The following is a 12,840-nucleotide window of genomic DNA, read 5'->3' on the forward strand; positions in this document are numbered from 1 at the left end:
TCTCAGCATAGATTCCGCTAACTAGTAGCGGAATGACGGTTGTCGGCAAACTTAAGCCACTTTAGCTATAGCCAGTAACCACTCTATTTCTACCACTGTTTTTTGCTTTATATAAATATTTGTCGGCACGTACTATAAATTCTTTAATATTGTCAAGGTCAGATTCTTGCATTTCTGCAATTCCAATGCTCACAGTTACATCGTGGGTTGTATTTTTATCCGCAAGTATAAAAGGTTTTTTAGCAATAATTTTTCGTATTCTCTCCGCAATAGTATACGCATCTGATACATTGGTATCTGGCATTACAACAACAAACTCCTCACCACCAAACCTAGCTAGTAAATCTGTCACTCTGATATTTTCAGAAATTCTTTTCTGTATTTGCTTTAAAAGTTCATCTCCAGCACTATGCCCAAAACTGTCATTCACTATCTTAAAATAGTCTATATCAAGTATCATAAGAGACAACCTTCTATCCTTTTCCACAGAGTCCTTAACAATGTTTCTTAAGTGTGCATCAAAATATCTTCTATTATAACAGTTAGTTAATGGGTCCTTTATAGACATTTCCGCATTATTAAATAAATTCATTCTCAAGGCATCTTGATATCTTTTGCGTTTTACTTGCGAATTAACCCTTGCTATTAGCTCACCCTCATCCAAAGGTACTGTTAAATAATCATTAGCACCTACATCAAGTGCTTTTACTAAATTGTTTTTATCATAATCCTCAGAAAGAATCAGAATTGGTGTATAACGTGTTTCCACCTTACTACGAAACTCAGAACACAAACGCAAGCCGTCAGTTTTTGAAAATTGCATATCAGAAATGATCAGGTCGTAACCATTCTCAATACCAACCTTCAATGCTTCCATTGGATCACTCAGTATTTTAATTGACCTAAAGTGTTGCTTTAATATATTATATATCTGCTCTGCTTGATGAACATCCTCATCTATAACAAGTATGTTAGCATCAAAAATCTGATTGGAATAATCCATAATACTGTTTCCTGCGACTCCACCAATCTCAGCGTTAGTTTCTCCTCTCAAACGCAATTCATCGATAATCATCTTTAAGCGTGTGAGAGACTTAATTCGTGCAGATAAAGCAGTTTCGTTTATTGGTTTAGTCAGAAAATCATCCGCGCCAGCATTAATACCTTGCACTCTATCATGAGTATCATGCAGCGCAGTTACCATAATTATTGGAATATGGGTTGTCAAGGGATCATTTTTTAGCTCCTTACAAACTTCAAAGCCATTCATCTTTGGCATCATGATATCAAGTAATATAATATCAGGCTGCTGCTTTGCTACTAAATCTATAGCTTCTTCACCATCATGAGCTACGATAACCGTATAGTACTCTGCTTTTAGTCGAGCTTCTAAAAGCTTGACATTAGATAGTACATCATCTACTACCAGAATCTTTGCTGTCATTATCTTTAGATGTATTATCTATATCATAAGTAGGATAAAGCTTACCATTTTTACCAATTATGTAATTTACTTTCTCAGCATTACATTCTTTATATAAGTCTTCAATTCCGGCATCCTTCAATAACCTCCTAGCTTTTAACTTTACAATTATAAAATACCTATATATAGTCTTAATAAAATCAATAAATACAGGTACCTTATTTTTATCAAGAACAATTATGCTCACTAAAGCTACAACTAAAATTTCTGAAAGACCTATATTGAACATTTTCCTATGAAGCAAGTACTTTAATCCTTCTGATTATAAATATTAATTTGCTTAAATCAAATTTAGAAGTAACCATCTCATCTAAAAAACTATTATAACGTTCTATGTAGTCCTTATCATTACAAGCCCAGGTTTGAACCTTATCTTCGGGGTTATCAGTAGCTTTTATGACTTTAACAGTTAGCTTGTGATGGTAATTGCTTAAATCGTCCAATAAATCATTAACTAAGCTGCGATCCCAATAAGAAGAGCGGCTTTTCATCTTGATGGCAATTGTTCTAATCAGATCGAATCTTAACAGCGACTTTAACTCAAAGTATATTTTACCAGCATCAAGAATGGACAAAGATGTCTGTTCAGCAACAGATATAATATCCAGTGCATAAGCAAGAACGCACAGGTCAGCAATTTTTTTTGCTAGATCTTTATCTATATTAAGTTCCACTAAAGAAGTGTATCCATGATTATAGACCTTTAACAGGTGTTCATCTAAAACATCATGGCCTAAAGTTTCAATTGCATCTTTAAATTTTGTAACATCATCCAATTCTACAAAGCTAAGATTTTTTACTAACCAAAACGATACTCTGCCAATAAATTTCTGCACGTTCCTCACTATTTGTAAGTATGAGTTAACATCAATTTTTCCATCCAATTCATCAATTTTCTGCCACAGGCTGTTTAAATCATACAGGTGGTTAACAACAATATATATGTTAACCGCTTCTTGTATCTTAATTCCAGTGTTCTCAGCCAAATTATTGATGAATATACAGCCCATTCTATTCACTACATCATTTGCAATGCAAGTAGAGATAATTTCTCTACGAAGTTGGTGTTTTAATATGAAATCCTTAAACTTTGTTACCATCTTTTTAGGAAAATAACCTAGCAAGTAGTCATGAGATATAAGATCTTTTTCAGACAGATCGGAATGTATAATTTCATTTTTTATTGCTGTTCTAGCATAAGACATTAGAACAGAGAGCTGAGGAGAACTGAAACCTTCTGCACCAGTTAACATCCTTGCTATCTCTTCTTCAGTTGGAAGAAATTCTACGCTTCGGTTTAACAGCCCAGATTTTTCTAAACTGAGCAGTAACCTGTGGTGCTGCTCCAATCTCTCTTTAGCTTGCAAACACTCAAGAAGTAATGCTTTTGTTTCAATTTTGTTGTGGTTCTCAAGCACTTTGGATGCAACTTCATCCACCATACTTGCCAGTATTTCATTCCTTTTTTCTAAAGAAATACCCCCTGCTTTCATAGCTGAAACAAATGCAATCTTAATGTTAACTTCAAGGTCTGAACATATCACTCCGGCTGAATTATCAACAAAATCTGCATTGATATATCCACCTCTTTCAGCATATTCTATTCTTCCAAGCTGTGTACAACCAAGATTTCCACCCTCTATAAACATAGAAGCTCTAATATCCTTACCATTTACTCTCAGCTCATCGTTTGCTTTGTCACCGACCATGCTATGATTTTCACTCTTTGCCTTAACAAACGTGCCAATTCCTCCATTCCATATGAAGTCCACTTTTGCTTTCAACAGATATCTAATCAAATCACTTGGAGGTAGCATATCTTCTGTTATATCAAAGCATTTTTTCATTTCTTGAGAAAGATTTACTTGCTTGCTGCTACGCTCAAATACCCCGCCACCCTGAGAGATCAAATCTTTGTTATAATCCATCCAGGTTGAAAATGGTAACTTAAAGAGACGTTTACGTTCTGTGAAACTCTTTTCTGCATCAGGATTTGGGTCAACAAAAATATGCATATGGTTAAATGCGCCGATTAAATGTATATTTTTTGAAAGCAGCATACCGTTTCCAAATAGATCGCCAGCCATATCTCCAATTCCAATAACAGTTGCATCCTGGTAAATATCCTTATTCATTTTCCAAAAATGCCTTTGTGCTGCAATCCATGCACCTCTTGCTGTAATACCCATTTTCTTATGGTCGTAACCTACTGATCCACCAGATGCAAATGCATCGCCAAGCCAAAAGTTATATTCAGAGGCTATCTGGTTGGCATAATCAGAAAATGAAGCAGTTCCTTTATCAGCAGCAACCACGAGATATGGATCATCTTCATCATACCTAATCACATTCTCTGGTGGAATTATTTTACCATCAACCACGTTATCAGTAATATCAAGCATTCCTCTGATAAAACTCTTATAGCACTCAACACTTTTCTCTCTTAAAATATTCTTATCTTTATAAGCTTGCTTTATTACAAACCCACCCTTTGCACCAACAGGGACAATAACCGCATTTTTTGTCATCTGAGCTTTCATGAGCCCCAAAACTTCAGTGCGAAAATCTTCCGTCCTATCCGACCACCTTAAGCCACCACGGGCTAATTTCCCTCCTCTTAGATGTATTCCCTCAAAAAGGTTTGAATAAATATACAATTCACGATACGGACGAGGATCAGGTAAACCATTTATTTTACTTGAGTCAAATTTTGTAGATAAATATGGTTTATCGTCTTGATAATAACTGGTCCTTAAAATAGCCATTATCAAGTTAAATATCGAGCGCAAAACGTAATCATGTGAAACATTGCTGATCTCTTTTAGAAGTTCCTCAATTTTTTCTCTGACAATGTCCGTAGTTTCTGCTCTATCAATGTCTATGTTAGGATCAAATCTTGCATGAAATAGTTGTATCAAATACTTTACTATTTTTGGATGCTCTGAGACTACCTTTTGGATATATTCTGGATTGTAGTTAAATGACGTCTGCTTTAGGTAAGCACTTAACGCTCTAACCAGAAGCACTTCTTTCCACTTGAGCCCAGCAATAATGATCAAACTATTGAAATAGTCATTTTTAATTTCCTTGCTAAACACTTTCGCAAGTGTTATTTCAAATTGCTCTTTTAGAGTAATGTTGTCTATTAATTCATCGACTCTTGACAACACAAAATGGTGTATCCATATTCCGCCGTTAATTTCTATGTAATAGCCATTATGAGATAGAATCTTAGCTCCCAAATTCTTAGTAATTCTTAATATCTTCGATAATTCTAGACCTCCATTGCTCGAAGTGTAAACCTTTAATTGATAATTAAGATTGTCACGAGTAAGTCTTAAATCGACCTCGCTAACTCTTTTTTTCCTCACTATCTCCAATTTTTTCATATCGTAATATGCGTCATGAGGTTCGAAACTCTCTTGATAGCTTATTGGAAATGCCTTGCAATAACGGATGAATATATCCTCAACAGTGCTAAAAGTATTATATAAATTGTCTATAAAACGATCTTCCCATTTTTCCGTAATGTTCCTTAATTTGTTTTCGATACGCAAAACTTCATCATCAGGAACACTAGCGTTTTTAGCCTTTAGCACCACGTGCAATTTCATTAAGTCATATTCGTTTATAATGTGGTGGTTATAAATATCTGAACTTTCTGCATTTATCTCATCCTTCAATATATTGCTTATCTTGAGCATTAGCCTGGAGCTAGCATAACGCATCGGTATCAGCACTATACAACTAGTAAACGCTCCCTTACTTCTTAAGCATAACTTGACTCTTGGTCTTATTGCAAGGGACATAATAGAAGTACAAATTTGAAATAATTCTTCCTCATTAGACTGGAACAATTCATCACATGAGAATACTTGTAAAATATAAATTAGAGCTTTGTTATTGTGGCCCCCGGTTACAAACCCTGCATTTTTTTCTATAACTTTAACTTTATCTCTTATTATTGGAATAGTTCTAATATCTTGGACCTCCGCTACAGAAGTAAATAGCCCGAAAAAACGCCGTTCCTTTACCACATTACCCTGGTCATCAAATTCTTTTACTCCTATACAATTCATGTATGTACGCCGATGGACTATTGAGATTAGATCTGATCTCAATATGTATAGGGAATCAAGGTTTGCAGAAGGAATCAACGTACTTTGACCTACTCTCATCAGGCCAAGGTCCTTTTTGCTGTCACAGACGAGTTTTTCATCTTTACCAGCAATATATTCTTGATAACCTAGAAATACGAAGTTATTATTCTTTAACCAAACTAGAAAATCTTTTTGCTCTTGATTTCGGTCTGGTGTCATTCCAGTGCGTGACACTGGAATCCACGTGTCCTTTTCCTGGATCCCAGCTGGGATGACAGAAAGACTTGCCTCATCAAGTTTCTTGAGCATTAAGTGCCAATCTTTCACAACGCAATTAACCGCTTTCAGCGTTTTCTGTAGAGATTCTTTTAATGTATCAACAAAGCTGTCACTTATACCTTTGATAATTACATATATGACTGACTCTTTGACTCCATTGCTTTCTTCCAAAGAGTAAATCTCGTCTATTAGGGCATCTTTTCTTTTAATGTTAATTATGCTGTTGCTGTAATAGCATATGGTTAAATCGTGCGACTTAATAGTTGCAATAACGGAGTCAACCAAAAATGGCATATCATCGTTTGTTATCTTAATCGTGGTAAAATCGCCTTCTATTCCTGGTATATCATCTATATTGCTTACTACTAACTTACTTTCATCTTTCTCTTTTTGAGAAACAAAATTGTAAGCATCGTTTACAATATATAGCAAAAACTTATCATTGGCTTTTAGGTCGCTTTTATAAACAAAACTATAAAAATACTTAATAAATTTTTTAATTTTTTCTTTATCTTGCTGATTTTCTTGATCAGCTAACTTAAATAAAGACTCAGTGTCAACATTATGATCTATACACATTTTTTTTAACAAAAATACACAGTGAACTTAAACCTTTTTAACTAAGATTTCATTATCAAGAGCGTACACTATTAGCTCATCATTTTCTACTACTTCCCCTGATAAAACTAATTTAGCTAAATTATTTTGAATACACTCTTGTATAACCCTTTTTAAGGGCCTTGCTCCATATTCAGGGTCATAGCCAGTTTGTGCTATTAGTTCTTTAGCTTCCTGCAACAAACTTATACTCAGTTTACGCTTAGCAAGTGTTTTTTGTAAATAAGAAAATTGAACATCTATAATTTTATAGATGTCATCTCTGGTTAAACTGTGGAATATAATAATTTCATCCAGCCTGTTTAAAAATTCTGGACGAAATGCTGATTTAACTATTTGCATCACTTCATTTCTTACAGAATCAACATTCCCTTTTAGCATTATCTCAGCGCCAAGGTTAGAAGTTAAAATCAGTATGGTGTTGCGAAAATCAATTAATTTACCATGACTATCAGTGAGTCTACCCTCATCCAAGATTTGCAGCAATAGATTAAATATATCTGGATTTGCTTTCTCGATTTCATCAAACAGAATAACCTGATATGGCCTTCTTCTTACCGCTTCAGTTAATCTGCCACCTTGTTCATAGCCAACATACCCTGGAGGCGCGCCAATTAGCTTTGAAACAGAATGTTTTTCCATATATTCTGACATATCAAAACGCAGAAGCGCTGATTGATCGTCAAACAGAAATTCAGCTAAGGCTTTCGCAAGTTCGGTTTTACCAACCCCGGTTGGGCCTAAGAATAAGAATGAACCAAAAGGTCGATTAGTATCTTGCACCCCAGAGCGGGAGCGCCTAACTGCATTACTTATCGCTTCTATTGCATCTTTCTGCCCTATTACTCTTCTTCCTATTTCATTCTCCATGTTAAGAAGTTTTTCCTTTTCACTGTGCATCATGTTATCAACTGGAATTCCTGTCCACTTTGAAACAATGTTTGCAATATCATCTCCAGTCACTTCTTTCTTTAAGAAACTATCAGTAACCTTTTCCTGATTTTTTAATTCATTCTCAAGCTGAGGGATCACACTATACATCAGCTCTCCTGCTTTTCCTAAATTTCCACTCCGCTGAGCCAATTCCAGCTCTTTTCTAGCGTTATCTAATTTTTCGGCTGTTTCTTGTATTCTAGCTATTTTATTCTTTTCCATCTGCCATTTGCTGTTCAAGTCAGCAAATTTGCTATTTAGGTTTTCAACCTTCTCATTTATCTTTTTTAAACGCTGTTTAGAATTTTCATCACTTTCTTTTTTTAAAGCCTCTGCTTCAATCTTTAGCTGTATAACCTTTCTCTCAAGTTCATCAATAACTTCAGGCTTGCTATCCATTTCAATTCTCACCCTACTTGCTGCTTCATCAATCAAATCAATTGCTTTATCAGGTAAAAACCTATCTGTTATATATCTATTGGACAACGTTGCAGCAGCAATTATTGCACCGTCTGTAATTCTTATACCATGATGCACCTCATATCTTTCCTTCAAACCCCTGAGTATTGAAATGGTATCAGTTTCAGTTGGTTGAGAAATAAACACAGGCTGGAAACGCCTTGCAAGCGCAGGATCTTTTTCTATATGCTGACGATATTCATCTAAAGTTGTGGCTCCTATACAGCGAATTTCTCCACGCGCAAGAGCAGGCTTCAGCAGATTCGAGGCATCCATTGCACCACTTGTTGCTCCTGCTCCAACTAAAGTATGAAGCTCATCTATAAACAAGATAACTTTTCCCTCCGCTTTCGAAAGCTCATTAATAACTGCTTTTAACCTTTCTTCAAATTCTCCTCTAAACTTTGTTCCAGCGATTAATGCACCAAGATCCAAAGCTAAGACCTTTGCATCATGCAAACCAAGTGGTACATCGTTTGCAACAATTCTATTTGCAAGCCCCTCAACTATTGCAGTTTTTCCAACACCAGGTTCACCGATCAGCACTGGATTATTTTTTGTCCGCCTCAGTGATACCTGCATAGTTCTTCTGATCTCTTCATCACGACCAATTACAGGATCAAGCTTTCCTTGCATAGCAAGCTCTGTAACATCTTTTGTATATTTCTTTGCCGCGTTTAATTTTTCCTCACTGTTTGGCGAGTCCGCACTGCTGCCCTTTCTCATTTCTGCAACAACTGAGTTCAGTTTTTGTGGAGTCACACCATTCTCTGCCAGAATTTTGCCTACAGTATCATCTTTTTGTGCAGTGAGGCCCTGCAGTAAACGCTCGACAGCAACAAATGAATCTTTATTTCTCTTTGCAATACCAATTGAATCTTCAAAAACTTTTGCTATTTCTCTTGAAAGTTGAAGGCCACCACTTCCTGGACCTTCAATTACTGGCAACTTTTTTATTGCGCTATCCACAGCATCAGAAATACTTTGCACACTTCCACCACAAGCGTTTATCAAATCCTGAACTAAACCTGATTCATCTTCAAGCATCACTTTTAGTAAATGCTCAGGCATAAAAATCTGATGCCCAGCTCCCAACGCTTTCATTTGAGCACTTTGAATTAGACTTTTTGCTTTTTCGGTAAATTTATTTAAGTCCATAACACCAGTTAAATTCGTATTTGCTGATGTATATAACAACTGATTTCATAAATTTAAACCTAAAGTTGTTTATTGTTAGGTATGAAATTTAAAACTTTCTTAAAAAAGGAACTATCATAGTAACCATACAAATATCTTGTATCTCAAGACCTTTGGTTTTTGTTGCTGAAAATGGTTGTATTATTTAAGTTATTAACAATATACAATACTAAGTTAATGTAATTTATTTGGAGATGACAGGAAAATTTATTGTAACTTTATATTTTAAATAGAATAAAGTTCTTTTGTTAGTATTGTCCTTTTTGTAAAAAATATTCCTAATTTCTTCATCATTTCTGTGGGTAAGGTCATCTGCTTCTCTACCTCAAGTGGTTAACAAAGTTTCTTGTCACGAGGGACCAAATGGAAATCTGCTCGTTTTCACGCGAATTAATGTTACAAATTCTATACATTTCGTTACAAAATGGCATTCGCTTTCTCCATTATCCTTTACCTGCATTTTCATCAGCGTTCCTTGCGGTTTGCTTGCCATATAGGCGGAAATACAGGCTTACCCTGTTCCTTCTGTCATACAACAGTGGGTTAGGTGACTTCTCTATACCGGTGATTTGCGTACATCCAGAAATGAAAAATGTCACATTACCTTTTGGTCGGAGCTTATCAGCATCTTTAGCTCTTTAATCGTTACGATACTTATGAAGCTTCACTTACGTTCACCATACCACTAAGCCTAGCTCTCCAACCACATGATGCTTGTAGTTTATGCTCCTTTCACGATTGAGCATCTTCTTTTTCAAGAGGAGGTTCATTGTCCGCATCGCTTGGCACCAACCGGTTACCCGATTCGCACTGATGCATAGACTCAGATGGCAAAACATCTGGTTTAATAAGTTTTAGAACTCTTTTAGTTTCTTTCTGAAGGAATTCCTCTCCTTTTAAACAATATGACCGAAGACTTTCAGGTCGCACCATTTCAATAATTAGCTGGGTTCCAGCAGAATCAGTACAGAAAACATCAACAATACTTTGTTTTTTAGAGGCAATCTCAGCATCCATGATAGTGCTGAGAAATTCTATTTCTTCTATTTCATCTTTGCCAGCGAAGCCCAATATATCATTGAGAAAGTGAATGAGAATATCTTTATTTTTCTCAGTGCCAAATATTCTCTTGAACGCGAAATTGTTTTTTGGATCGAGAAATTTCGAAAAGGCCATAATTAAATACAATTAGGAGACGAATAATTATACACTATTTTTCGCAAATGTTCAACCTCTGATTACTCCTTATTCTTTGCCCTTCCTGCACGCTTACGTTCATTTGGATCAAGGAATTTCTTGCGTAAACGTATAGATTTTGGAGTTACTTCCACCAATTCATCATCATCTATATACGCTATCATATCCTCCAGTGTCATTATCTTTGGTGGAGTGAGCTTTATAGCTTCATCACTACCTGAAGCTCTTACGTTTGTTAATTGCTTACCCTTTAACACATTTACCTCCAAATCATTGTCACGGCTATGCTGGCCGACAACCATGCCACAATATACCTTATCCTGTGGCTTAATAAACATAATTCCCCTGTCTTGCAAATTGAAAATTGCATATGCCACAGCCTCACCCTTATCTGTAGAAATTAAAACTCCATTGCGCCTTCCAGAAATTGGACCTCTATGTGGAGCATAACTGTGAAATAAACGGTTAATTATGCCTGTGCCACGAGAATCAGTTAAAAACTCTCCTTGATAACCGATTAATCCTCTTGATGGAACTAAAAACGTTAATCTTGTCCTGCCATTACCAGAAGGTCTCATGTCAGTTACTTCACCTTTACGGAAGCTGAGTTTTTCCATGATGATTCCACTATATTCATCATCTACATCAATTACTACTTCCTCTATAGGTTCAAGTTTTTTACCGCCTTCTTCTTTAAATAACACGCGAGGGCGTGATACCGAAAGCTCAAAACCTTCTCTCCTCATATTTTCAATTAACACTCCAAGCTGTAACTCACCACGCCCACCTACTTCAAATGCTTCACCGCTTGGTGCCAAAGTCACAGTAATTGCAACATTTGTTTCTGCTTCCGCATATAAACGATCCTTTATAGCAGTTGAAGTAAGCTTTGTACCTTCTTGCCCAGCAAAAGGTGAATCATTAACGCTCAGAGTAATCGCCATTGTTGGCGGATCAACTGGAGTTGAGCTTACTGCAGTTGTAACTTCTGGTGCTGCTATAGTATCTGAAACCGAAGCTTCCTCAAGTCCTGCAATTGCAATTATGTCTCCCGCCACAGCTTGTTCTACTGGAATGCGTTTCAAGCCAGAAAATGAGAGCAACTTAGTTAATCTTCCTCGTTCAATTACTTTGCCATCGAGGTCAAGCACCTTAAGATCTGAATTGACTTTTGCAATGCCCTGATAAACCTTTCCTGTCAATATTCTGCCAAGAAACTTATCAGACTCAAGTAGAGTGACCAACATAGCAAAAGGTGCATTTTGATTATAAACAGAAGGTTTTATATAATCTATAACCGTTGAAAATAATGGGCTTAAATCTTTTCTTTCATCAGAAAGCTCCTTAGCACACCAGCCATTTCTACCTGAAGCATACAACACTGGAAAATCTAGCTGCTCGTTGGTTGCATCAAGGTTAAAAAATAACTCATATATTTCATTTAATACTTCATCAATTCTGCTATCTGGTCGGTCGACCTTATTGATTATCACAATTGGCTTCAAATTTGCTTTTAGTGCTTTTGAGAGCACAAATTTTGTTTGTGGCATGGGACCTTCTGCAGCGTCAACCAGCAGCAACACACCATCTGCCATGCACAATACCCTTTCCACTTCCCCACCAAAGTCCGCGTGCCCTGGCGTGTCAATAATATTGATCTTTTCATCGCCCCACATTATTGATGTACATTTTGCAAGTATTGTAATTCCGCGTTCACGCTCTTGATCACCACTATCCATCACTCGTTCTTGAACTTCTTGATTCTCGCGGAATGTGCCACTTTGTTTTAACATGTTATCAAGTAAAGTAGTTTTACCGTGGTCAACGTGTGCGATTATTGCTATATTTCGGATCGATTTAAATTCGTTCATTTTCTATCATTTCAAAATTAATTTAGTAATAAGTATACATAAAATACACTTGGAGTAAATAACTAAAGCTGTGTATAAATGCTGTGTTTCCAAGATATTATAGGATTACTTTGTTAAATATTCCCTACTCCCAGGTTTTGTTATGGGTAGTTGTTTTAATTCACTTGGAAGTTCTTCCTCGCTGTAGTTTTTGATGTTCAGTTCAATCAAAGATATGACAGGAAAAGGCAGTTTCGTTTCACTATTTCTCTTTATCAAAGAAGCTTCAGCAACAACTTTACCTCCTTCCCCTTCTGCACATTCCACTGCTTCAAGTGAAGATTTACCTGTGGTTATTACATCTTCAATGAGCAATATTTTCTCACCCTTTTTGATCTTAAATCCACGGCGTAATTCAAACTTACCATTAACGCGCTCGCAAAACATTGTCTTTATTCCAAGCTGCCTGCCAATCTCATAACCCACAATTATTCCACCAATTGCAGGAGATAATATTAAATCTATGGAGCTATTTAATTCTTTTTTTATTTTATCTGCTAATAATGCGCAAACTTTCATGGCTCTGCTTGGATTTTCAAAAATCTTCGCACACTGTATGTATGTGTCACTATGCAGCCCGGATGATAAAACAAAATGCCCATGCAAAATTGCTTCTGCTTCTTTAAATTCTTTTATTATTAGGTTATTTTCGTCTAATATCATT

6 protein-coding genes and 1 pseudogene are annotated in these 12,840 nt (G+C 36.0%); all 7 read right to left on the reverse strand.

Annotated features, from left to right (window positions below):
* Nucleotides 1–61 precede the first annotated feature (61 nt).
* The 7 genes and pseudogenes from ABWU48_RS03915 to pyrE all read right to left on the reverse strand — a co-directional run bounded on the left by ABWU48_RS03915 (nt 62) and on the right by pyrE (nt 12,839).
* Nucleotides 62–1,444 carry a PleD family two-component system response regulator gene (locus ABWU48_RS03915; protein ID WP_353288267.1) on the reverse strand — a complete coding sequence of 461 codons (1,383 nt, stop codon included), beginning with the start codon at nt 1,442–1,444 and terminating at the stop codon, nt 62–64.
* Nucleotides 1,416–1,712, reverse strand: coding sequence for a hypothetical protein (locus ABWU48_RS03920; protein WP_209472739.1), 297 nt, complete (start codon nt 1,710–1,712; stop codon nt 1,416–1,418). Before ABWU48_RS03920 ends, ABWU48_RS03915 begins: the two co-directional genes overlap by 29 nt.
* 4 nt (nt 1,713–1,716) lie before the next feature.
* Nucleotides 1,717–6,441 (reverse strand): NAD-glutamate dehydrogenase, encoded by a 4,725-nt coding sequence (locus ABWU48_RS03925; protein ID WP_353288519.1) that lies wholly within the window; start codon nt 6,439–6,441, stop codon nt 1,717–1,719.
* 27 nt (nt 6,442–6,468) lie between these two features.
* Entirely contained in the window at nt 6,469–9,030 is a 2,562-nt protein-coding gene (clpB, locus tag ABWU48_RS03930; protein WP_353288268.1) for an ATP-dependent chaperone ClpB, read from the reverse strand.
* Nucleotides 9,031–9,999: 969 nt separating this feature from the next.
* Nucleotides 10,000–10,245 (reverse strand): annotated as a pseudogene (locus tag ABWU48_RS03935) (PD-(D/E)XK nuclease family transposase); the annotation flags it as partial.
* Nucleotides 10,246–10,307: 62 nt separating this feature from the next.
* Nucleotides 10,308–12,137 carry a translational GTPase TypA gene (typA, locus tag ABWU48_RS03940; protein WP_264705752.1) on the reverse strand — a complete coding sequence of 610 codons (1,830 nt, stop codon included), beginning with the start codon at nt 12,135–12,137 and terminating at the stop codon, nt 10,308–10,310.
* Nucleotides 12,138–12,242: 105 nt separating this feature from the next.
* On the reverse strand, nt 12,243–12,839 hold the full coding sequence (pyrE, locus tag ABWU48_RS03945) for an orotate phosphoribosyltransferase (RefSeq protein WP_006279657.1): 597 nt from the start codon (nt 12,837–12,839) through the stop codon (nt 12,243–12,245).
* Nucleotide 12,840: the final 1 nt, after the last annotated feature.

The sequence above is a fragment of the Wolbachia endosymbiont (group A) of Tromatobia lineatoria genome, from assembly GCF_964028565.1.
Classification (GTDB): Bacteria; Pseudomonadota; Alphaproteobacteria; order Rickettsiales; family Anaplasmataceae; genus Wolbachia; species Wolbachia pipientis.

Bases quoted from the DNA above. Each gene is read 5' to 3' on its own strand.
- ABWU48_RS03915 (WP_353288267.1), bottom strand. From the start codon at position 1,444: ATGACAGCAAAGATTCTGGTAGTAGATGATGTACTATCTAATGTCAAG.
- ABWU48_RS03920 (WP_209472739.1), bottom strand. From the start codon at position 1,712: ATGTTCAATATAGGTCTTTCAGAAATTTTAGTTGTAGCTTTAGTGAGC.
- ABWU48_RS03925 (WP_353288519.1), bottom strand. From the start codon at position 6,441: ATGTGTATAGATCATAATGTTGACACTGAGTCTTTATTTAAGTTAGCT.
- clpB (WP_353288268.1), bottom strand. From the start codon at position 9,030: ATGGACTTAAATAAATTTACCGAAAAAGCAAAAAGTCTAATTCAAAGT.
- typA (WP_264705752.1), bottom strand. From the start codon at position 12,137: ATGAACGAATTTAAATCGATCCGAAATATAGCAATAATCGCACACGTT.
- pyrE (WP_006279657.1), bottom strand. From the start codon at position 12,839: ATGATATTAGACGAAAATAACCTAATAATAAAAGAATTTAAAGAAGCA.